Origin of the sequence: Bacillus thermotolerans, assembly GCF_000812025.2 — a bacterium.
Lineage (GTDB): Bacteria > Bacillota > Bacilli > Bacillales > Domibacillaceae > Quasibacillus > Quasibacillus thermotolerans.
In genome coordinates, this window is sequence record NZ_JWJE02000058.1 from 1 (window position 1) to 22,467 (window position 22,467).

23 protein-coding genes and 1 riboswitch are annotated in these 22,467 nt (G+C 45.3%); of the genes, 5 read left to right on the top strand and 18 right to left on the bottom strand.

Annotated elements, in window-relative coordinates:
• Positions 1-105: 105 nt before the first annotated feature.
• Both QY97_RS16260 and yutH read right to left on the bottom strand, forming a co-directional pair.
• A complete protein-coding gene (locus tag QY97_RS16260) occupies positions 106-1,092 on the bottom strand; it encodes a 2-hydroxyacid dehydrogenase (RefSeq protein ID WP_039231190.1) in 987 nt (328 codons plus the stop codon).
• An 80-nt stretch (positions 1,093-1,172) separates the two neighbouring features.
• The gene (gene yutH / locus QY97_RS16265) at positions 1,173-2,183 is read right to left on the bottom strand and encodes a spore coat putative kinase YutH (protein ID WP_039231192.1); all 1,011 of its coding nucleotides are present in this window, start codon (positions 2,181-2,183) and stop codon (positions 1,173-1,175) included.
• 162 nt (positions 2,184-2,345) lie between these two features.
• Here yutH and QY97_RS16270 point away from each other — a divergent pair, with 162 nt between their 5' ends.
• Entirely contained in the window at positions 2,346-2,855 is a 510-nt protein-coding gene (locus QY97_RS16270; RefSeq protein ID WP_039231193.1) for a phosphatidylglycerophosphatase A family protein, read from the top strand.
• 209 nt (positions 2,856-3,064) lie between these two features.
• Here the strand turns inward: QY97_RS16270 and QY97_RS16275 are convergent, their stop codons facing one another.
• Positions 3,065-3,835 (bottom strand): TIGR01457 family HAD-type hydrolase, encoded by a 771-nt coding sequence (locus QY97_RS16275; protein ID WP_039231194.1) that lies wholly within the window; start codon positions 3,833-3,835, stop codon positions 3,065-3,067.
• Between the two features lie 53 nt (positions 3,836-3,888).
• Positions 3,889-4,326: a DUF86 domain-containing protein gene (locus tag QY97_RS16280; protein ID WP_039231199.1), complete on the bottom strand. Its 438-nt coding sequence runs from the start codon at positions 4,324-4,326 to the stop codon at positions 3,889-3,891.
• A 127-nt stretch (positions 4,327-4,453) separates the two neighbouring features.
• Between QY97_RS16280 and QY97_RS16285 the strand changes: the two genes are divergently transcribed.
• Together QY97_RS16285 and QY97_RS16290 are read left to right on the top strand one after the other, a co-directional pair.
• Positions 4,454-4,720 (top strand): DUF3055 domain-containing protein, encoded by a 267-nt coding sequence (locus QY97_RS16285; protein ID WP_039231200.1) that lies wholly within the window; start codon positions 4,454-4,456, stop codon positions 4,718-4,720.
• 55 nt (positions 4,721-4,775) lie between these two features.
• A complete protein-coding gene (locus QY97_RS16290) occupies positions 4,776-5,078 on the top strand; it encodes a hypothetical protein (protein ID WP_039231201.1) in 303 nt (100 codons plus the stop codon).
• A gap of 53 nt (positions 5,079-5,131) precedes the next feature.
• On the opposite strand, the gene QY97_RS16295 is transcribed toward QY97_RS16290, so the two are convergent.
• Entirely contained in the window at positions 5,132-5,407 is a 276-nt protein-coding gene (locus QY97_RS16295; protein WP_039231232.1) for a YutD family protein, read from the bottom strand.
• A gap of 107 nt (positions 5,408-5,514) precedes the next feature.
• Here QY97_RS16295 and QY97_RS16300 point away from each other — a divergent pair, with 107 nt between their 5' ends.
• Positions 5,515-6,348 (top strand): YhcN/YlaJ family sporulation lipoprotein, encoded by an 834-nt coding sequence (locus tag QY97_RS16300; RefSeq protein ID WP_052729004.1) that lies wholly within the window; start codon positions 5,515-5,517, stop codon positions 6,346-6,348.
• Positions 6,349-6,447: 99 nt separating this feature from the next.
• Here the strand turns inward: QY97_RS16300 and lipA are convergent, their stop codons facing one another.
• Positions 6,448-7,350: a lipoyl synthase gene (gene lipA, locus QY97_RS16305; protein WP_039231202.1), complete on the bottom strand. Its 903-nt coding sequence runs from the start codon at positions 7,348-7,350 to the stop codon at positions 6,448-6,450.
• 226 nt (positions 7,351-7,576) lie between these two features.
• Here lipA and QY97_RS16310 point away from each other — a divergent pair, with 226 nt between their 5' ends.
• Positions 7,577-8,527 carry a M23 family metallopeptidase gene (locus QY97_RS16310; protein WP_099098582.1) on the top strand — a complete coding sequence of 317 codons (951 nt, stop codon included), beginning with the start codon at positions 7,577-7,579 and terminating at the stop codon, positions 8,525-8,527.
• An 88-nt stretch (positions 8,528-8,615) separates the two neighbouring features.
• On the opposite strand, the gene QY97_RS20560 is transcribed toward QY97_RS16310, so the two are convergent.
• The 12 genes from QY97_RS20560 to sufC all read right to left on the bottom strand — a co-directional run bounded on the left by QY97_RS20560 (position 8,616) and on the right by sufC (position 22,113).
• Positions 8,616-8,729, bottom strand: a complete 114-nt coding sequence (locus QY97_RS20560) for a methionine/alanine import family NSS transporter small subunit (RefSeq protein ID WP_125444158.1) — start codon at positions 8,727-8,729, stop codon at positions 8,616-8,618.
• A 2-nt stretch (positions 8,730-8,731) separates the two neighbouring features.
• The gene (locus QY97_RS16315; RefSeq protein ID WP_039231204.1) at positions 8,732-10,252 is read right to left on the bottom strand and encodes a sodium-dependent transporter; all 1,521 of its coding nucleotides are present in this window, start codon (positions 10,250-10,252) and stop codon (positions 8,732-8,734) included.
• A 215-nt stretch (positions 10,253-10,467) separates the two neighbouring features.
• Positions 10,468-12,039: a Na+/H+ antiporter NhaC family protein gene (locus QY97_RS16320; RefSeq protein ID WP_039231206.1), complete on the bottom strand. Its 1,572-nt coding sequence runs from the start codon at positions 12,037-12,039 to the stop codon at positions 10,468-10,470.
• A gap of 166 nt (positions 12,040-12,205) precedes the next feature.
• Positions 12,206-12,391: riboswitch (Lysine riboswitch) on the bottom strand.
• 64 nt (positions 12,392-12,455) lie between these two features.
• Positions 12,456-13,208 carry a sporulation protein YunB gene (gene yunB / locus QY97_RS16325; protein WP_232506340.1) on the bottom strand — a complete coding sequence of 251 codons (753 nt, stop codon included), beginning with the start codon at positions 13,206-13,208 and terminating at the stop codon, positions 12,456-12,458.
• Positions 13,209-13,486: 278 nt separating this feature from the next.
• Positions 13,487-14,860: a bifunctional metallophosphatase/5'-nucleotidase gene (locus tag QY97_RS16330; RefSeq protein WP_039231211.1), complete on the bottom strand. Its 1,374-nt coding sequence runs from the start codon at positions 14,858-14,860 to the stop codon at positions 13,487-13,489.
• 19 nt (positions 14,861-14,879) lie between these two features.
• Positions 14,880-15,689, bottom strand: coding sequence for a sulfite exporter TauE/SafE family protein (locus tag QY97_RS16335; protein WP_039231213.1), 810 nt, complete (start codon positions 15,687-15,689; stop codon positions 14,880-14,882).
• Between the two features lie 12 nt (positions 15,690-15,701).
• Positions 15,702-16,547 carry a DUF72 domain-containing protein gene (locus QY97_RS16340; protein WP_039231215.1) on the bottom strand — a complete coding sequence of 282 codons (846 nt, stop codon included), beginning with the start codon at positions 16,545-16,547 and terminating at the stop codon, positions 15,702-15,704.
• Positions 16,548-16,732: 185 nt separating this feature from the next.
• Positions 16,733-18,130, bottom strand: coding sequence for a Fe-S cluster assembly protein SufB (gene sufB / locus QY97_RS16345; protein WP_039231217.1), 1,398 nt, complete (start codon positions 18,128-18,130; stop codon positions 16,733-16,735).
• 15 nt (positions 18,131-18,145) lie between these two features.
• Positions 18,146-18,589 carry a Fe-S cluster assembly sulfur transfer protein SufU gene (gene sufU / locus QY97_RS20305; protein ID WP_039231219.1) on the bottom strand — a complete coding sequence of 148 codons (444 nt, stop codon included), beginning with the start codon at positions 18,587-18,589 and terminating at the stop codon, positions 18,146-18,148.
• Positions 18,579-19,808, bottom strand: a complete 1,230-nt coding sequence (locus tag QY97_RS16355) for a cysteine desulfurase (protein WP_039231226.1) — start codon at positions 19,806-19,808, stop codon at positions 18,579-18,581. The genes sufU and QY97_RS16355 overlap by 11 nt, the downstream gene beginning before the upstream one ends.
• Entirely contained in the window at positions 19,808-21,118 is a 1,311-nt protein-coding gene (gene sufD, locus QY97_RS16360) for a Fe-S cluster assembly protein SufD (RefSeq protein WP_039231228.1), read from the bottom strand. Before sufD ends, QY97_RS16355 begins: the two co-directional genes overlap by 1 nt.
• Before the next feature lie 218 nt (positions 21,119-21,336).
• The gene (gene sufC / locus QY97_RS16365) at positions 21,337-22,113 is read right to left on the bottom strand and encodes a Fe-S cluster assembly ATPase SufC (protein ID WP_039231229.1); all 777 of its coding nucleotides are present in this window, start codon (positions 22,111-22,113) and stop codon (positions 21,337-21,339) included.
• Between the last annotated feature and the right edge of the window lie 354 nt (positions 22,114-22,467).

Consider the following 22,467-nt stretch of genomic DNA (forward strand, 5'->3'; position numbering starts at 1 on the left):
GTGTCTTTTTTGTGTGCAAAAAAATAGGTACTCTCCAACATTTTTGGTGAGTACCTATTTTTAAGTTACTGGGGTTTTGTCCCAGCCTCTTATTTATCTTCCCGCTTATCTATTTGAATTCAGTACATCCTTATTCACTAATGTTTTCGGTGTACGGTCAGCAAAGATAGCATCTAAATTATCACAGCATAACTCCATCATTGCCAAGCGCGTCTCCCTAGAAGCACTGCCGATATGCGGCAAAGCCACTACATTATCCAGCTGGACTAGCGGATGATCAGGGCTGACCGGCTCTTCATGAAATACATCAAGCCCCGCAGCAGCAATGTCCCCTTCAACGAGTGCTTTATACAGGGCCTCTTCATCGACGATTGGTCCCCGGCTGGCGTTAATGAAGATCGCGTGCTTTTTCATCTGCTGAAACTGCTCCCGCCCGAACATTCCTTTCGTTTCATCGGTCAGCGGAGCGAGACAAACCACGAAATCCGCCTCTGCCAGCAGCTCCTCCTTTGTACAATAGCGGGCACCAAGCATTTCTTCCGCGACCTCATGCCGGCTGCGGTTATGATAAATAATTTCCATATCAAAACCGGCTGCTCGCTTAGCTACAGCTGTCCCAATTTTGCCCATGCCAATGATTCCAATGGTCTTATGGTGTACATCTGTGCCGGATAAAAGCATTGGCGACCAGCTTTTCCATTTCCCTCTCTTCAGATACTCTGCTGCTTCCACCATGCGGCGGGCCGTTGCCAGCAGCAAAGCAAAAGCTAGATCGGCTGTTGTATCCGTAAGCACATCCGGAGTGTTGCAAATTGCTACTCCATGCTTACTGGCTGCCGCCAGATCGACGTTATCATATCCGACAGCCATATTGGCTACAACTTTTAAATGCTCGCTTTGAGAAAACAGCTCTTCATCCAGCTGATCTGAAATAACTGTTAACAGTGCATCGGCGGTCTTCGCTTTATCCAGCAGCACATCGCGAGGCACTTGCACCTCTTCCTTCGGCCACATATCAACCTCATAATTCTCCTGCAGCCTGGAGAGGACTTCTTCCGGAATCTTGCGGGTTACATACACGAGCGGCTTCAACTTTACACCTGCTTTCTATATAATTAATTGATTCTTTTTTATTTTAGCATAGTTCAGAAGAAGGCTCTTTATTTTCGCTTTCATGTGAGGAAAGACTGATGAAGCCAAGGTATCTCCGGCAAACGCAATGTTTTGGCGGGCACGCCGGACCGCTCGTAGAAAGAAGCCAGAAACTGCTCATAATCTGCGGAGCGTTTAATAAGCTTCTTTAACTGTTCTTCACTTTCCTTTTTGGCATGGAGGGAAGAAGAGAAGTAACCTTCCACACAATCAAAGTAATGAACAGGAAACAAAAGACGTGCAAAGATAAGCCGCCAGGCAAATGGGGAAATAGGACAAACCTGTGTGTATTCCTTTAAAAACCTAGTGAGCCGGGATTGGTGAAACAAGGAGCCTTTCCAATAATGGGAACGGATCCACTCAGCAAGGTCGCGTGCCGGATGATCGAACACCCAATCAAACGGCTGGCGGACAGACGGCTCTTGCTGCCATCTTTCTTCACTAAGCGTCTTTTGGCAAATGGTTCCTGCATCCCAATAGCTTGGCTGCTCATCAATTTCTGTATCCGCTACATACTGAATGGCATTCTCCGCCATGCCCATATAGTAGGAGAAGGATTCAATAATCAACCTTGCGAAGGAATCATCCTGTTCCTTCCACAGTTTATCCACCGAGGCTTCCAAGCTCTCCAGGCGCTCTTCCCACTTCTTCCTCCATAGTCCCAGCTCCGTTGCTTTTGATACCTGAAATGCCAATGAGCGCCCTCTCCTGTGGAAGCGTGCAAGCCCTCTTCCCGTCAAGGCTGCAGGAGGATATTCTCTGCTAATAAGGACAACGTAGTCTTTCTTTTCCTCTGTGACTAAAAAACGGCCAGACTGGTCCGGAAGAAAAACAGCTGACCTCTTTTCACCTTGAGCTGCCATATGTTGAGACATTTGATGCAATTCATACAGATATTCTTGTTCCTTCTTTGTCACATCAATAATAAAATATAGTAACCCACTACTTCTATAACAATTGGCCTTCGCAGCAGCCCCCGCTCGCTCAGCTTTTATGTGGAAATGCTTGTTTAGCAGCTGTGTTCCATCCATTCGTTTTCCCCCTCTTTCCGCAGCTCTTCCCTCTCTTGAATAATTCCGGATATATTAGGGAATAAAGGTAACAAAAACTTTTCATAAAGGAGTTTTCCCCTTTTATCTGGAATAAATAAGAGAGAGTACTATTACCAACATATTAAAGAAAAAGGTGATTATATGACTATTGAGAAAAAACCGGTTATGAGCATGTCTGAACAAACAGCCCGCCGCTGGCTCAGTGAGCGTGGCGTAACGATAGACGATATTGCTGAACTTGTTATGTTTTTGCAGAAGAAGTATCATCCTAACCTTGCTATAGAAGAATGCAAGGAAAATATTGAGAAGGTATTAAGAAAGCGCGAGGTGCAAAATGCGATTCTCACAGGCATCCAGCTGGATCGCCTGGCAGAGAAGGGACTGCTTGATGAGCCGCTGCAATCCATCGTTGCCAGTGACGAAAGCTTATATGGAGCGGACGAAACACTTGCCTTCGCTATTATTAACGTTTACGGATCTATCGGCTTCACCAATTACGGTTATATTGACAAAGAAAAGCCAGGCATCTTAAAGGATCTGAATGATAAATCTTCTGGCAAGGTACACACCTTCCTTGATGATATTGTCGGCGCCATTGCTGCGGCAGCTTCCAGCCGGCTTGCTCATACAGCTGCAAACACAGAGGCGTAAAAAAAAACGGCTGGCTGATTAGCCAAACCGTTCTCGATTTTGTTGCACTTGCGGATGGGGATCTGCCCCGCGCGAAGCCGTACGCTAAAAGACAAGCCGTTCAAGCAGCCTGAACATGTGTATATGACTAGAGCGGTTCGGCTTAGGCCGAACCGCTTTTTCCTGTGCATAACCTTTGGCTGGCCAGATGGTTTACGCTCGTGTAAACATCAGATAATCTCCCAATCATCCAACGTGTCACGTGTGTAAGTCGGCTGCTCGTCGACTTGTTTTAAGTGCTCCTTCTGAGTAACACCTGTATGCACAAGCAGCGTATCCATTCCGGCACGTATACCTGCAAGGATATCTGTCTTGTAATTATCACCCACCATTAACGTCTCTTCCTTCACCGTACCAAGCACTTGCAGGGCCTGTTCCATAATAATGGCCTCCGGCTTGCCGATAAACACCGGCTCCGTCTCGGTGGAAACAGCGACCAGCGCCGTAAGCGCTCCATTGCCAGGAAGCAGCCCCCGTTCGGTCGGGATCGCCACGTCTCCGTTCGTTGACACAAAGGAGGCTCCGTTGCGAATAGCGAGACAGGCTGTTGCCAGCTTCTCATATGTAATGTCACGATCAATTCCCGTGATAACAAAGTCAGGGTGCTCATCTTCTACAAGCTGCAACCCTTTCGACTCAAGCGCCGAGCGCAGCCCCTCTTCCCCAATCACGTAAACCGAAGCCGCTTCTTTACGCTCGGCAACATAACTGGCAGTTGCAAGTGAAGTCGTAAAAATCTGATCTGAAGAAGCAGGGATGTGAAAGCTCCTTAGCTTATCCGCTACTTGCTGCGGCGTCCGTGATGAATTGTTTGTCACGAATAGATAAGGAATTCCCTTTTCATTTAAACGTTCAATAAAATGTTTCGCTTCCTTAATTTCAGCCTTGCCACGATACATAGTGCCATCTAAGTCAATCAAATACCCTTTATATGCCTTCATCTCTTCTCACCTCCGTTAGCCTTGAATCTATCTTGGTAAGACTTTTCCTCACATTAGGATTTAAAGGCAGACACCGGCCCTAATTCATCGTTCAAATATTGTCTGATTCTCTCAGGAAATTGCTGCAGGGCGGTTAAGTTGCTTCTTAGCGTCTGCTCCAGCTCCTCGTGGCTGACAGTGGTGTACTGTTGAACAAGCGCCTTTCTTAAAGAAACGACGGTCTTTAAAGAGGAAGCCTCTTCCTTACCCACTACCTTCTCGTCCTCTAGAATATCTATAATGTCCTCATAGCTGCCAGGATCTCTCATAATAAAGCCGTCGATCATAGCATTGCCGACATCCAATATCAACTCAACTACTGTATGGCCAATTCTTTCTAAGGCAGCCTGCTCAATTGTTGTTTTCCAGTGAGGCTGTTCAACAAAAACAGACAGCTGCACTTCCATGAATTTAAGCGTTTCTTCTATCTTGTCACGATCCACAAAATACAAAACGGACACCTCTTCCAATCAATTTGTTTCGATTCGTTCTCATTTTACCACGAATCCTCCTATAAAACATGTTTCCCTCCTGCTAGTCATGATACAATCGAAGGAAACGAACAGGAGGAAGGAAAAGATGAGCGAAAGATTTTTTTTATACGATGAAACAGAGAACACTAAAACCCGCTACATTAGCTTCATGGGAGAGCATCAGCGATTCGATTTGGCTCTTATGCAAACGGACCGCTATTACGGAAAGCGAATTGTGCTGGACATCCAAGGAAGCCGCTTTGCTATTATCGGGCGGGACGATCTGGAGGAGCCAGGGTACCTTGAGCACGCTTTTCGTCTAACCGAAGAAGAGGCGGAGGAGCTCCGCAGCTTCTTATACGAGGTCATCTAAAGGAATAAACAGCTCACCTTCGAGACATGCTAGTAAAAGCCGGAGGTGAATAGCTGTGCCTGATAATCAGGAAAGAGAATATACGGATGTGTCCAATGTGGAAAAGATGAGGAATTTCTTGACGTCGGAGGAAATGCCAGAAGGAGCCTACGGATCGCCCATTAATGTAGACGATCCGGTGGAGAATAAGTCTACCCCATGGAGAGAAGGCCAGCGTTACTACACGCCATCTAGTTATGAAAACCGGTCACTTCACCAAGGCATGCCTCGGCAAATGGAAGGGGCTCATCCGACTGATGATGATCCCTCTCAAGAGCAAGAGGCGCCTTATCAGGATATTCCGCCGAATAATATATAACCGTTTCCCGCTAAGTGCGGGCAAAATAAAAATCGAGCCACCGTGCTCGATTTTTATTTTGCCACCTTTTTGGCTACAAAGTAGGCGCAGCCAAAGTTGCAGTATTCATATAAATATTCCTGAATTGTACTGATTTTCGTATCAAAACCAGCTTTTGGGTTTTGATCTTCATAAAAACCTTTCAAACGAAGCTGTCCATATCCCCAGTCTCCTATGATGTAGTCATACTTGGATAGAATCTCACTATAGCGGGATCGAAAGGCTTCTTCGTTAAAGCCGTCCCTTCGTTCATCTATAACTTCATAGCAATGATTTTGAATGCAAATCACCATGTATCATTCCTTTCCCTCTTCTCTCATTATAGCCGATCAGCCATTAATTACTAAGCAAAAAATAAATACAAAAGGGGCAATCTACGTGATGAGGAGGTGTTAACATGAAAAAGACCATGTTAGCTGCAGGTTTTTCCAGCTTTTTATTACTAGCTGCTTGTAATGCCACTGACACAGACAATGCCGCCGAGGATGCTCTTTATGATGATGAAGCCAATACGATCAATATTAGCGACCGGTACGATACCAACAATGAAGGCCAGCAGACAGCACGGGATGGCCGGGTGATCAACAACAACGGTACAGACGAGAATAACTTCGGCTATGTACGCCACCAGAAAAGCCCTATCCAGGGAGAAACCGTTTCTTATCGAGACATTTATACGATGGATCGTGAGCGGACAGCGGATGCAATCGCCAGACTGATTGTCGGTCTTCCTACTGTCAATGACAGCTCAGTAGTTGTCACAGACGAAGAAGTACTAGTTGCGTACACAAAAGAAGAAAACGCTAATGCAGACGGTGAAGGAATTGCCGATCAAGTGAAAAGAACCGCCCTTAGCGTTGTGCCTCGCTGGTACCATGTGTACTTAACAGATGACCCGAATCTGCGCCGCGAGGTTGAAAATATCGCCCAGCTCAACGGTGATGCAGGAGCTGCCGAAGATACGATTGACCGGACTGTGAAGCTGATGAAAGAGCGTTCCCCTCAAGGCTCTGATGAGGCTCAACTCATTGAGTCAGAACGCAATGACGATACAACAGGAGAACGCGCAAAAAATGCTGGCAACCAGCCAACAGATGATACTAATAAAGAGGGCCGAAAAACAGGCATGCCTGGAACAACTGGAACACCGGGAACCAACTGGACAACCGGCCCCACTGACCAGGACAGCCTTACCGAATTAAACGGAATCAACGGAAACACAAATCGGTAATCCTGTCTATTAACACAAAAACACCCATCTCCTCTTCTAAGAACCATGGCATAGAAGAGAGATCGGGTGTTTGTGTTATTCATTCATCAAGTCTGGCCGTTACGCTTCTCCAAGGGCTTGCTTGGCTTGAGCAGCTGAGTTAACCTGTTCATCTGCATGGTAGGAAGAACGAACAAGCGGTCCTGCTTCACAATGACTGAAGCCTTTAGACATAGCAATTTCACGAAGCTCAGCAAACTCATCCGGATGATAGTACTTCTGTACCTTCAGATGCTTCTTAGATGGCTGTAAGTATTGGCCAAGTGTGACAATATCTACATTATTCGCACGAAGATCATCCATTGCCTCGATAATTTCCTCTTTCGTCTCTCCCAAACCAATCATAATGCTTGACTTAGTTGGAATGTCCGGCTGCATTTCTTTCGCCCGGCGCAAGAACTCAAGTGAGCGTTCGTAAGTAGCACGGGCACGTACTCTTGGAGATAAGCGCTTAACTGTTTCAATATTATGATTCAGTATATCTGGGCGCGCATCCATCAGCATGCGCAGATTCTCTTCAATTCCGCCCATATCAGAAGGCAGTACCTCAATAGAAGTGAACGGATTTTTGCGGCGAATAGCCCGAACTGTTTCTGCGAAAACAGCCGCTCCGCCATCCTTCAGGTCGTCACGCGCAACAGCTGTCACAACTACATGCTTCAAGTTCATTTGCTGAACAGAGTCGGCTACGCGTTCCGGTTCTGCCCAGTCCAGCTCGGTAGGAAGCCCTGTTTTTACTGCACAGAAACGGCAGGCACGCGTACACACGTCCCCTAAGATCATGAATGTCGCTGTCCGGCGAACAGCCCAGCATTCATGGATATTTGGGCATTTCGCTTCTTCACAAACAGTATGTAGCTTCTTCTCTCTCATCATTTTCTTTAAGCCTGTATAGTTTTCATTCGTATTTAACTTTATTTTCAACCATTCAGGTTTACGCATATGCGCCTCTTTTTTACTCAATTTTGTCATCTCCCATCATTCTTCTGTAAAAGATAGAACGAAACGTGATTATGTAGCCACTTTATCATACTAAAACGTTTAGTACAACCGTCCTGTCCTCTTGATTTTAAAAGATTTTTTGCATGAAAACACCTCTTTTTTCACAAACTAAACGCAAAATGAGCAAAGCCAGCAAAAAAGGGGGAGAGGACCATTGCTAAAACTCATTCCGCTGGTCTTTATAGCGATGTTATGGATGAATTTATCGGTTGAAGCAGCGGATAACAAAGACGATGAACAAATGTACAAAGAGAGAATGGCCTTATTCCAGAAGATGGAGGCGGTCACCAATATTCCATGGTATTATTTTGCCGGAATCGACCAGTATGAACGCAATCTGCGTTTTGTACGCAAGGATTTGCCCGAACCAGATACCATCTCCATTTATATTCCTGAGTATAAATGGGCAGGCCCGCTCAATCCGAATGCCGAGGATTCCAATCCTGCGTCTATTTCCTTGTTCCAGGGACTTGGCACAGATGGAAATGCAGATGGAAAGGCAAACCGCTTAGACGGAGAAGATGTACTCGCTGCTGTCGGCCGCTATTTGTCTATGTACGGCACCACCCATGATGACATTAAGATTGCTCTTTGGCGCTATTATGGACGCGATAAGGCGGTCAGCCTTATTATCGGGAATGCGAATATGTATAAAACGTTCGGCAAGCTTGATCTTCAAGAAAAAGCTTTTCCGCTTCCTGTTGGTACGCATTATACGTATAAGAACACCTGGGGAGCGGCTCGGGGCTGGGGCGGTCGTCGTATTCATGAAGGCACCGACCTCTTTGCAGATTATGGACTCCCTGTCCGCTCTACCTCCTATGGAGTAGTAGAAATGAAAGGATGGAACAGATACGGCGGCTGGCGGGTCGGTATCCGTGATATTAACAATACGTATCATTACTATGCCCATCTAAGCGGATTTGCGGATGGACTCGAGATTGGACAAATCGTTAAGCCTGGCACTGTAATCGGCGGGGTCGGCAGCACCGGCTACGGACCCCCAGGTACATCAGGCAAATTCCCGCCTCACCTGCATTATGGTATGTATAAGGATAATGGGCGGACAGAATGGTCCTTTGACCCTTATCCACACTTGAAACAATGGGAAAGAAATGAAAGAAATAAAAAGAACTAACCCCAGACAATAGAACTCACCTTCCCGCTAAACCGAAAAACAAAAGAGAAGGCATCCGCTTGAACAAGGACGGATGCCTTCTCTTTTTTTAATTCGCTTTGGCTTGCTTTGACTTTCTCACAGCATGAGTAATACTCGCCGCTAAGCCTCCCCAAATAACCACCATTCCTATCACCATCATTGTCACCGCACCTGCTTCCATTCTTAAGCTCCCTCCTTATCCTTTACAGCTTTCGGAGTTTCCAGCATTCCCGATTTCCAGCGCTTCATATAAGCGAAGATAAACCCAAGAATGATCGCACCGACGGCTACCGTCCAACCGTACGTATTAATGAAGGCTTGCGGATAATCTCCGTAAGGACCAGCAATGTTTTGACGGATGTTATCAAACATCATATAGCCGAGGACAATTGGCGTAATAATACTTAAACAAATTTTCCACCAGGCGCCCAGCTTGATATCGGACACGCTGTCCGCATAGCTTTTCAACGGATCGAGCTGCTTGAATACCCATGCGACCAAGATGACTTCAACTAGGCCAGCAAAGGCTACTCCGAAGTTATTAATGAAGTAATCCACCGTATCAAGGAAGTTCAACCCGCCTCGTGTCGCATAGAGAATGGATATAAGCGAAGCAATCCCTCCTCCAATGAGCACAGACTTTGTACGCGAGACATTAAATTTCTCCTGTACACCTGCAACAAATGTCTCTACAATCGATATCAGTGAGGTGAAACCTGCTAGAACAAGGGACCCGAAGAACAGGATGCCAAACAGTTCATTGGCCACTGGAAATTCGTTAATAATTTGCGGAAATACTGCAAATGCAAGAATGACTCCGCTGCTCACTACTTCACTGACAGGTATATTTTGCTGAACAGCCATGAACCCAAGAGCGGAGAATACCCCAATACCAGCTAGAAGCTCAAACCCTGAATTGCTGAAGCCGGTAATAAATGCGTTATTTGTGATATCTGACTTTTTCGGAAGATAGCTTGAATAAGTAATCATAATGGCAAAACCAATTGATAAGCTAAAGAAAATCTGGCCATAAGCCGCGATCCATACTTTTCCGTTTAACAGCTGAGACCACTCCGGCTGGAAGAAAGCGTTTAATCCAGTAGCCGCTCCTTCAAGCGTGAGAGCCCGGACAACAATAATTAAAAATAAAACGACAAGAAGCGGGATCATGATCTTATTTGCTTTCTCAATTCCCTTCTTCACACCGCCGATTAATATACCTAGGACAATCATCCACACAACAGCAAGAGCAACTAAAATCCCCGGAACAATGCCGCCGAATACACCAGCATCAGCTACCTCTAAGAAATCTCCTACTAAGAAGGTAGTCGTATCGCTTCCCCAAGATAAATTAAATGAGAAAAAAGTATACCAAAGAGCCCAAGCGATAATAACCGAGTAATACGTAGCAATCACAAACGACACAGCTACCTGCCACCAGCCAAGCCATTCTGCATTTTTGTTTATGCGAGCAAACGCGAGAGGACTTGACCCACGGTACTTATGCCCTATCGTAAACTCTAAAATGAGCAGCGGAATACCGGCTGTCAGCAAAGCAAATAAATATGGCAGGAAAAAAGCTCCTCCACCATTTTCATACGCAACGGCCGGAAAACGCCAAATGTTACCTAATCCAATCGCTGAGCCAACAGCAGCGAGAATAAATCCTGCTCTTGAGCCAAACATTGAACGTTCCTGCTCCATAAAAACCCCTCCTCAGTGTTCCAAAAGATATTTTCAGATAATTCCGATAACCAATTATAGCACACACTAAAGTAATGTAAAACTCAATATTTCGAATATATTGAAACTTATTCCCACTATTTCAGCTTATTTATTTGATGTATATATTATTCAATATTTCTCTGCATAAAAGTAAAAGCCCGGACGATTCTTCGTCCAGGCTTCCGCCTCTCCTATCATGCTTCAGCTGAAGAGGTATCTTTTTTTCCTTTCAATAAAACAGCAAGAAGAATAATCGCAACAACAGAGACAGCTAATGACAGCCACGCATTATTCGTGAAACCAAGTACTAAGAAGCCTGCAGATGAAGCAATAGCTGCTAAAGCTGCATAAGGAATCTGTGTCATCACGTGATCAATATGATGGCTTCCTGCACCTGTTGATGACAGAATTGTTGTATCTGAAATAGGGGAACAATGATCACCGAACACTGCCCCCGCCAATACAGCAGCAAGCGCAGGGATCATCAGCGAGACGTCTGTCACAGCTGTAATTTCACCGGCGATCGGCAGCAGGATGCCAAAGGAACCCCATGAAGTACCTGTCGCAAATGCCATAATCCCCGCGATAACGAATAGGAGGAATGGCAGCAGGCCGACGTTCATATTAGACTGTTCTACTAGGCCGGCTAAGTATGTGCCCGTTCCTAGATCACCAATTAACGTGACAATCGTCCAGGCAAAGAAGAGAATGTAGACAGCTGGAAGCATGGATTTAATTCCTTCCCACACACCCGTACCAAACACATTCGTCTTCACGCCCTTTAGAACAACGCTTTGGCGAAGGAACATAGCAATAGCTACAATCACTCCAACGAGACCACCATACAGAAGGGACTTGGCAACATCCGTATTCTCAAAAATAGTTAGAATCGTCACTGTTCCTTCCGTAGCTTGTGCTCCTGTCCAGAGCATAGCTGACACGGTTCCGATAATAAGCGCTACAATCGGCCACACGAGATCGCCTACTTTGCCTTTAGAGCTGACAGGAAGATCCTCCTTCAGCTCTCCTGGCGCTTCCCGGTCAGGCGGCATCACTTCTCCTAATGTGATCGCCCGATTTTCATGCTGCTTCATCGGGCCAAAATCGGCCTTCAGCCAAGCCGACAAGAAAACAAGCAGAAGTGCTGTCCATGCGTAGAAGTTCATAGGAATCGTCTGTACGAAAGCAGAAAACGCAGTGTATTCTGTAATTCCGTGAGCGGCCAGAATGGTTCCGAGCACCCCGATGATATAAGCACCCCAGCTCGAAATTGGCGATACAACACAGACAGGTGCAGAGGTGGAATCAATAATATAAGCCAGCTTCGCTCGGGAAATACGCTGACGATCTGTCACAGGGCGTGAAATCTGTCCAACCGCCAGGGCATTAAAGTAATCATCAATAAAAATCAAAATACCGAGGAGTGCAGCCATTATTTGCGCTCCGGCCCGCGTCTTCACCCGCTTCACCGCCCATTCGCCAAACGCGCGGCTTCCCCCCGAGATGTTAATAAACGCGGTGATAATACCTAACAATAGTAAGAACAGAATAATAAATATATTCCACGTGCTCCACTCGCCATCGGCATAGATGTTGCCAATAGCTGCATTCCACGTAATGAGAGCCGTCTCGGCTAGATTAAACTCAGCCAGCAGAAAAGCAGCCGCCACGATACCGACCCCTAGGGAGAGCAGTACACGTCTCGTTAGAACAACCATCAAAATAGCGATGACCGGCGGCAGCAAAGAAAAAATAGTGTTTTCCATGATGTATTCCTCCTACCGATGTGATGTGAGGAAAAGCAGCAGACAGATCAAAATCGAATGCGGCTCTTCTATCGAAGAACCAGCTGACTATTATTCATAAAAACACAAAAAAAGCAATGATAGAGATAACTATCATTACTTTTGTAATGTGAGTCAATTCTCCATCACGATCTGTAGCTCCCTATTGCAAAGATACGTTTTTGCAATAAGAGTGTTACCCTTTTTCAAAGCAACACCAATGCCAAAAGAGGTGACGCCTCTCTTGCATTTCGGCAAAACTACCTTTCAACAGCGGTCTTCGTTGTCATCCTCGCCCTGTTTACTCATTAATTTCGCAGCCTCTACCCCATCGGATTTTGATAAGGTGTATTCAATTACTAGACCATATTATCAGTAATCCAACCTTTTGCCAAGAACTAATTATTGCTAGGAACCTCAATTGAAGGAGACATGTCTCCGCCCCCATTATAGAAGTTTGGCACATCACCTTGAATCATTCCCATGGCGACCGGAATATCCTGTACGACAGTCGTCATCTCTGTAGCAAACGGCACGATAATCTGTACGTTGACTTCCACCTGGATATACACCTCTACATAGGCATTATTAATCCCATACGGTTCGACATTGGATTTCACATTGGACGTCACTTCGCCGATTGCATGGAAGCGGATCGGAATTTTTGGTCCTAAGTTTCCGAGCAGGGCATTGTTTGTCACTTGCCCAAGCGGAATAGAGTAAACGATACCTTCTTCACTCTCCGACTCCTCTGTTTCTATATCTACATCTGAAAGCAGTTCGAGAGATTCTAAGTTCCCTTTTTCCGCTTCTTTTAAATTCATTTGTACAAGGTTAGTCGTTTCCGCCATGACCCGGTTGATAATTTTAGCATTTAATTTCGTTGTCCCCGGGTTGTCGGGATCTGTTTCAATAATGTCATTAATATCCATGACACTAGCTACCTTTTTATTAATCGCCTTATTAATAACCAGTGCGGCAATTTTCTTCGTTTCAGCACGTGCATAATCCATTAGCACAGGCTTTACATTTTCATTAATCACCCACAAGCTTCCTGCTGTAGAGAACACAAATAAGAAGAAGGTAATTAAAAATACGTAACGAAGAGGGAGCGGCCCTCTTTTTGCTTTCCATTTCCTTCGTGCTGCCAAATGCATCCCCCCTCCTTAAGCTAATGTATGCGGAGAAAAGAAAGGAACATTCCATAAAAACAAAGAAAAAAGCATGTGTTAACCTGCATGAGAAAAAGATAGCGCAGATCAGAGAACCGCAGAATAAACATTCACCAAGCAAGAAGACACCTTCGAAAAGCCGATCTCTCAAAAAACAAGTGACTTCTCATATCCCTCTATTTTTGTAAGAACTGCATAAAAAATCCGATGCAAGCTTGATGCTGCATCGGGTTTGACCGCCTATGATTCTATGAAAGCTAGGAACGGAGATGAAGCAATTTCCACTCCATAACGTCCCGCAAAAACTCAGGCATAAAATGAGTCTTCTTTGGTGCCCGGTAAATCTCGGGGAAGAATTGACCATAAGCAAACATATCTAGCGTAGCCAGCTTATACACCTTATCGGGGTCGATTTCCTGACCGTCTATCTTAACCGAGTAGCTCTCCATATCCAGGTCAACCCGGTCATATACAAATTGTCCCATGACTTTACCCCGGAAGCCCAGACCTTTGATCGCTAAGTGTGTCAGCCGGTCATCTAGCGTCTGCTTCAGGACCTCCTTTAACTCGTCCCCTTGGAGCTCAACAAGGCATGGGTTAATCGGATGCGGAAGCACTCGATGGATATCATACTTCGTAACAGTGCCGGCCTGCAGGCCCTCTAGCACGACACCCGCGTTGAGCATAGCACAATCAGCTCCGCACCATTCCCGCAGCCCCTCGCACAGAAGCGTTGGCAGGGGTGATGGCGCAAACCATTCACTCGTTAATGACTCCTCTAGCCGCACAACCGGCTGGTTGAGCGCCTGTTTTCCTTCGTCAAGATACTCCTGGATTTGCTGCTGCTCATTCAACGGTGCCTCCAGGTCTTCGCTCGTCTTATAGACTCGTGCTTGCTTGTGAACGACTTGCTTCTGCTCTGTATCCCACTCAATGGTCACATGTCCCACATAATAGCCAAACTTTCCAGCGGCGGCAAGAAGCGTTCCGTTGACCTCCTTGCCTTCATGCAGCAAATGGTGAGTATGAGCTCCAAGCACCACATCAGCGTCAGAAATTTCCCGGCCGATTCTCTCATCATCATAAATACCTAAATGGGACAGGATGACCAGTATATCCGCCTGTTCTTTTAGCTTCGCGGACTGCTTCTGAAGCTCTTCCACCGGCGGGGTAAGCTTCCAGCCTAGCTGCTCATAAGCACTCGAGAAAAAGGCGGTAGCACCCGTCAGTCCAATCTTGACATCGTGAGCGAGTGTAAGCACGATGGAAGGCAAAGCCCATTTCGGCCTTTCTCCATTGGGATGAAAGAGATTGGCAAGAACAATGGGGAAGGAAGCATGGTCATACAAATGATCAAGTCCATCCTTTGGCAGCGTGATGCCTTCATTGTTGCCAATGGTGGCCGCGTCACAGCCCACTTCATTCAACAAGTCAACATTTCTCTTGCCGAGTGACCCCTCTGTCATCGGATGGGAGCGGTCCGCATGATCTCCAAGATCAAATACAAAGACGTGCTCTCCCGCCTGCTCATGCAGCCTTCTTCTTTCCTGAAGGAACCGGACGATTCGCGGCCAGTTTTCCAAATGGCTGTGCAAGTCATTCGTGTGATAAATATGTATTATTTTTCTCATAAATTCTGTCACTCCACTTTCAACTAATGCCTTGCCAAATGAGGCGGAGCCCTACCAAAATCAGCACAATGCGAAGCAGACGCACAACCGTTTTGGAAGCCGTTCGCGCATTCAGCCATGCACCGAATTTAGCGCCGAACCATGCTCCTGGCACGAGAGCTGTAGCATACAGCCAGTTTACATGGTTAAGCGTGATATGGGTCACACTTGACACACATCCCGTCAGGAAAATCAGCATCATAGATGTCGCTACCGCCACGTGCGGCGGAACGGCGAACAGCATGATCATCGCTGGGACCATCAGCGCTCCTCCGCCAATACCAAATAGACCGCCTAAAAAGCCAACGACAAACGAAATAATCGTTCCGCTAATAGGTTCGATAGAATATGTATGAGTTCCTTCTTTATCTGTGAACACCCTCTTAATTCCACGTGTTCCCAAAACGGGCTTAGCCCGATTTTTAAACATTAATACAAAGGACATAAAGACCATGAACACCCCAAAGTAAAGATAGAAGTCATCTAAGTTGAGTCCTTTGTTCGCATAGGCACCAACAATGCTGCCGGGCGCACTTCCAATAAATAAAATAAACCCAAGCTTATAGTCCACCTTTTTTTGCTTCGTATAAGCCACCATGGAGGATAAGCCCGTGACAATCAAAATAATTGAGGAAGTACCTACCGCGATCTGTGGTGATATCGGTGCCAGCAATGCTGTACTACCTAAAAAAAGCAGGGACGGAACCACGATCACACCACCGCCCAAGCCGACAAGCGACCCTAGGGCTGCGGCTGCCCATCCGACCAAAAGTAGCACGAGCCACTCCATTTTCTTACCTCCTTAGAAAAGGTCAAGCTGCCTTGAAGCCAAGTTATCATAAGACGTACCAGTCAGCTGAATAAATTGTTTTGCATTATCTGCGGCATCCCCGCCAGAGTTATTATTAAACAAGACATACACATGCTTGCTTTGCTTCTGAAGCGTATTCACATGCTCGACCCATTCCGTTAATTCCTCTTTATTGTATCGATATAAATAACGAACCTCACGCCAGTTTTTGTTGCCCTGCTTGCGCCAGCCCTGCTTATTGCGGCCATGGAGACGCACGAGTGTTTTCTCCGGATCAGTCGCCCGCAGGACAATGGGAACGGAGCCTTCCCCTGCTTGCGGTTCATCACATACCGTATGAATCCATTTTTCTTTAGAGAGAAACTCAACTGTCTTCTCTATAAAATCGGGAGCATACCAGGACTGGTGGCGGAATTCCACAGCAAGCGGAATATCTCCCATCTTTTCCTTGCAGTAGCGTAAGTATTCTACATTCTTACGCTGGCAGTCGAACCAAGGTGGAAACTGAAATAAAACCATCGCCAGCTTACCAGCCTTTCTCATTGGCTCGAGAGACTGGATAAAAGCTTCAAACATATCATCTTTCGACTCAAACGGGATTTCGCCCCGCTCATGGCCTGTCATCCCTTGATAAGCCTTTACAATAAACTGAAAGCTCTCAGGCGTCTCATCTACCCACTTTTGCATATTGCGAATCGGCTGTACCGCATAGAAGCTTGCGTCTACTTCTACAGTCGGGAAATGGGCTCCATATTCCTTTAGCTTATCCCGGGAAGCGATCCCGCTTGTATAAAGCGTGTCATGATCTCCCCAGCCAGTTACACCCACATATAACATCGGATTTCACCTCACGTATATTCTAACATAAACGACCAGATGGTTTACTTAATATCCTTTTAAAGACAAAATTAACATCTATCAGCTAATTATTCTTTTCAGCTTCCTTCTTATTTTGATCGAGTGGCGGTGATTTAACAAATAAAAAAGGAGCCGCCTTTGAGGCAGCTCCTTTAACCGGTGAATTAACCAATTGAACCTTCCATTTCGAATTTGATCAGACGGTTCATTTCAACCGCATATTCCATTGGAAGTTCTTTTGTGAATGGCTCAATGAAGCCCATAACGATCATTTCTGTTGCTTCTTCTTCAGAAACACCGCGGCTCATCAAGTAGAACAATTGTTCCTCTGATACTTTCGATACCTTCGCTTCATGCTCAAGTGAAATATTATCATTTAAGATTTCATTGTATGGGATCGTATCAGATGTAGACTTGTTATCCATGATGAGTGTGTCACACTCAATGTTAGAGCGAGCTCCTTCTGCTTTGCGTCCGAAGTGAACTACACCGCGGTAAGTTACTTTTCCGCCATGTTTAGAGATAGATTTTGATACGATAGTAGAAGACGTATTCGGTGCTAAGTGAATCATTTTCGCACCAGCATCCTGGTGCTGTCCTTTACCAGCTAGGGCAATAGACAATGTCAAGCCGCGTGCGCCTTCTCCTTTTAGAATAACCGCTGGATACTTCATCGTTAACTTCGAACCAATGTTTCCGTCGATCCATTCCATTGTCGCATTCTCTTCACAAACCGCACGCTTCGTTACAAGGTTGTAAACGTTATTCGCCCAGTTTTGGATTGTTGTATAGCGGCAATACGCATTTTTGCGGATCACGATTTCAACAACCGCACTATGCAGGGAATTCGTTGTATAAACTGGCGCTGTACATCCTTCTACGTAATGCACATGTGAGCCTTCGTCCGCAATGATCAGTGTACGTTCGAACTGACCCATGTTTTCAGAGTTGATGCGGAAGTAAGCCTGCAGCGGCGTGTCTACCTTTACGCCAGGCGGTACGTAGATGAATGAGCCTCCGGACCAGACAGCTGAATTCAATGCAGCGAACTTATTATCTGTTGGAGGAATAACTGTTGCCCAATACTTACGGAAAATCTCTTCGTTTTCCTTCAATGCAGAGTCTGTATCTTTAAACACAATACCAAGAGACTCTAAATCCTCTTTCATGTTGTGGTAAACAACTTCAGATTCGTACTGAGCAGATACGCCTGCTAAGTACTTTTGCTCTGCTTCTGGAATACCAAGCTTATCAAATGTTTGTTTGATTTCATCCGGTACTTCATCCCAAGAACGTTCTGCACGCTCAGAAGGTTTCACGTAATAGTTAATTTCATCAAAGTTAAGTTCTGATAGATCGCCGCCCCACTGTGGCATTGGCATATTGTAGAAATGCTCAAGTGATTTCAAACGGAAATCAAGCATCCATTCTGGCTCTTCTTTCAGCTTGGAGATTTCTTCGACAATCTCACGTGTTAATCCACGCTCTGAACGATATACCGAAACATCTTTATCTCTAAAGCCGTACTTGTAATCGCCAATTTCCGGCATTTTTTTAGCCATGTTTCATTCCTCCTATTAATTTGATTCTTTCTGCTCAGACAAGCCTTTTTCCATAGCCTTCCACGCAAGCGTCGCACATTTGATGCGAGCCGGGAATTGAGATACTCCTTGCAATGCCTCAATATCCCCAAGGTCTAAGTCTTCAGGGTAGTCATTTCCAAGCATCATCTCAGAGAACACATTAGAAAGCTTTAAAGCTGTATCTACTTCTTTGCCTTTGATGGCCTGCGTCATCATAGAAGCGGACGCCATAGAAATTGAGCAGCCCTCTCCATCAAATTTCGCTTCTGATACTTTTCCATCTTCCACATTCATCGTTAAACGGATGCGGTCCCCGCACGTAGGGTTATTCATATCGATCGTTAAAGTGCCTTCTTCAATCTGGCCTTTGTTGCGCGGGTTCTTATAATGATCCATAATCACTTGTCGGTAAAGTTGATCTAAATTATTAAAAGACATCGCTGAAATACTCCTTTGTTTTGACGAGTGCTTGAACCAGCTTATCTACATCTTCCTCTGTATTGTAAAGGTAGAAGCTTGCTCTCGCTGTTGAAGAGCAGTTCAGGCGTTTCATCAAAGGCTGTGCACAATGATGGCCGGCACGGATAGCAATCCCCTCTGCATCAAGTACAGTAGCTACATCATGCGGATGCACATCACTCAAATTGAACGTCACAAGTCCGGCACGTTTCTCTCCAGCAAGAGGTCCGTAGATGCTGATTCCCTCAATCGTGCTCATTTGCTCCATCGCATAACCAGCTAAGCGATGCTCATGCTCTTCAATTTCGTCAAGACCGATTTCTTCAAGGAAGTCAATCGCTGCTCCAAGGCCGATAGCTCCAGCGATAATTGGTGTACCGCCTTCAAACTTCCAAGGAAGCTCCTTCCAAGTGGACTCGTGCAAGCCTACGAAATCAATCATCTCACCGCCGAATTCAACCGGCTCCATGTTCTCGAGAAGCTCCTTCTTTCCATACATGACACCGATTCCTGTCGGTGCACACATCTTATGGCCCGAAAAGGCAAGGAAATCACAATCCAGATCTTGCACATCAATCTTCATGTGCGGAGCGGTCTGTGCACCATCGACAATCATGACTGCTCCATTTTCATGAGCGATCTTCGTAATGTCCTTGATCGGGTTAATTGTTCCTAACACATTGGATACCATCATGATGGAAACGATTTTTGTCTTCTCAGTAATCATTTCCCTTGCATCCTCAAGTAAAACCGAACCATTGTCTTGAAGCGGCAAGTATTTGAGAACAGCGCCCTTTTCCTTTGCCAGCTGCTGCCAAGGAATAATATTGCTGTGGTGCTCCATATACGTAATAACGATTTCATCGCCTTCTTCAATGTTCGCGCGTCCGTAGCTTTGAGCGATGGTATTAATCGATGTTGTTGTTCCACGAGTAAAGACAATCTCCTCCCGGGCTCTCGCGTTAATGAATTTGCGCACTTTATCACGGGCGCCTTCATACGCGTCAGTTGCCCGATTTCCAAGCGTGTGCACGCCCCGGTGCACATTGGAGTTATATTCACGATAATACTTATCAAGCGCCTCAATCACCTGTACAGGCTTTTGAGATGTCGCAGCATTATCTAAATACACCAGTGGATGACCGTTCACTTCTTGATCAAGAATAGGAAAATACTGTTTAATTTCCTTTGCATTCATTACCGAACTTTCCTTTCGATCACTTCAGTCAGCTGCTTCTTCACACCTTCGATTGGCAGCTTCTCCACTACCGGTGCTAGGAATCCATGAATGACTAGGCGTTCGGCTTCTTGACGGCTGATCCCGCGGCTCATTAAATAATAAAGCTGGATAGGATCTACACGTCCCACAGAAGCTGCGTGTCCTGCTGTTACATCATCCTCATCAATAAGAAGAATCGGGTTCGCATCTCCACGTGCTTTTTCACTTAGCATAAGTACACGGGATTCTTGTTCAGCGTTTGACTTAGAAGCGCCGTGCTCAATTTTCCCAATTCCATTAAAGATGGATTTAGCAGAATCTTTCATTACACCATGCTTTAAGATATAGCCTTCTGTGTGCTTGCCAAAGTGAACAACCTTTGTTGTGAAGTTCTGGGATTGGTCTCCGCGTCCAACAACCACTTGCTTTGTATCTGCGTAAGAACCTTCTCCAATTAAATTTGTTACATTTTCAGAAACTGTATCACCGTCATTCATCATGCCGAGCGCCCAATCGATGCGGGCATTTCGGCCAGTGATGCCGCGACGGTTTACATACGTAGTTACACCGCTTGCCAAATTATCAACCGAGCCGTATGTCACTTTAGCATTAGCGCCTGCAACCACTTCTGTTACGATGTTCGCTACCGCACTCTCAGGAGAAGCAGTGGACACATAGTTCTCTACATAAGTCACAGAGCTGTTATCTTCTGCCACGATGAGTACATGGTTGAATAGCGCTGCTTCCTCGTTATCATGCAGGCATACTGCTTGGATCGGCTGCTTGATTTCTACGTTCTTCGGTACATATAAGAATACGCCGCCGTTCAATAAAGCTGCATGCAAAGCTGTCAGCTTGTGCTCATCAGGCTTTACAACGTCTGTCATAAAGTACTTCTGTACAAGCTCACTATGTTCACGAACAGCTGTAAAAATATCTGTAAAGATTACGCCTTGTTCCTTTAAGTCTTCAGATACAGATAGAAAAGCAGGCGTTTGATTACGCTGAATATAAAGGCTCTTATCTGTTGCTTCTATATTAATAAGCGATTTTACTTCTTCAGGAAGTTCATCTAAAGAAGAAAACGGCTCACTTTCAACTGCATGAGATGCAAATTGAGTGAAATTCCAGTTAGTAATTTTTGTTTTATCTGCTCTTGGCAGCGGCAGATCCTCTGCTTGCTTAAGAGCAGTAAGACGCAAGTCTGTCAGCCATTGACCTTCGCCTTTCTCAGCTGAAAAAGAGCGGATGTACTCTTGGTCTACCGGTAGGTTGGTTTCTACAGTCATGTTAATCCTCCTAAGTTATCCCACTTTCCTAAAGCGATGTCCGGGCCGCTTTTGCTCCAGCCCGGGGGACGGTATTCATCTAGTGATCCGTCCTCTTTACTGGCCAGCTGAAGTTCCTCGCTCCTCAACGATGAAAGAATGGTTTCCCAAGGAGACCCTGTCTTCCTTGGAAAACAGAAGCTGTTTGTTTGGAGCAGCTGGTGCTAATAATAGCGATATTAATGGTTCACTGTTTCATCTTCGATACCAAGCTCATGCTTGATCCAGTCATAACCTTCCGCCTCTAGGCGCTGCGCAAGCTCTTCACCGCCAGATTTTACGATGCGTCCTTGCATCATAACATGAACAAAGTCTGGTGTGATGTAGTTAAGAAGACGCTGATAGTGAGTGATCATTAAGCAGCCGAACTCTTCGCTGCGCATAGAGTTAATGCCTTTTGCTACAACTTTCAATGCATCGATATCCAAGCCTGAATCGATTTCATCAAGGATAGCGATTTTTGGTTTGATCATCATTAATTGAAGGATTTCATTACGCTTCTTCTCACCGCCAGAGAAACCTTCATTCAGGTAGCGTTGTGCCATGTCCTGATCCATTTCCAACAGGTCCATCTTTTGGTCCATTTCACGGATAAATTTCATAAGCGAAATTTCGTCGCCTTCTTCGCGGCGGCTGTTAATAGAAGAACGAAGGAAGTCAGCATTTGTTACACCGCTGATTTCGCTTGGATATTGCATAGCAAGGAAAAGACCTGCGCGAGCGCGCTCGTCCACTTCCATTTCTAATACATTTTCGCCGTCAAGCTCGATGGTTCCGCTTGTTACTTCATACTTAGGATGTCCCATAATTGCTGCTGATAAAGTAGATTTACCTGTTCCGTTTGGTCCCATAATCGCGTGGAACTCTCCGCCTTTTATTTCAAGATTTACACCCTTTAAAATTTCTTTTCCTTCGATAGCTACGTGCAAATCTTTAATAGATAATGTTGATGTCATGCTCAATACCTCCGTCAAGATCGAAAATACTCGAAATTTGTTGTGATTCTCACTTTATTCTCATTACAATCTTATAACAAATTAAAATTATATTCAACCAATCGAAGTAATTTGTTCTAAAAGTAGATGATAGTTGATTGCGCCGAGGAAATCAAGAAAGCAACGGACCTGTTTTTCTAGTTTGCCGCTTCTTTTTTCGCTTATGACTGTCTTTTCGTTAAGCTCTTCAATTACTTATAAAAAAACAAAAAGCCAGCGTACGCTAAAGTGTACCCTATAGAGTAGACACCAAAAAAAGTCTACCTATAGGGTACTTTTTTGTATAATTAAGAAACACAACTAGAGATAACATGG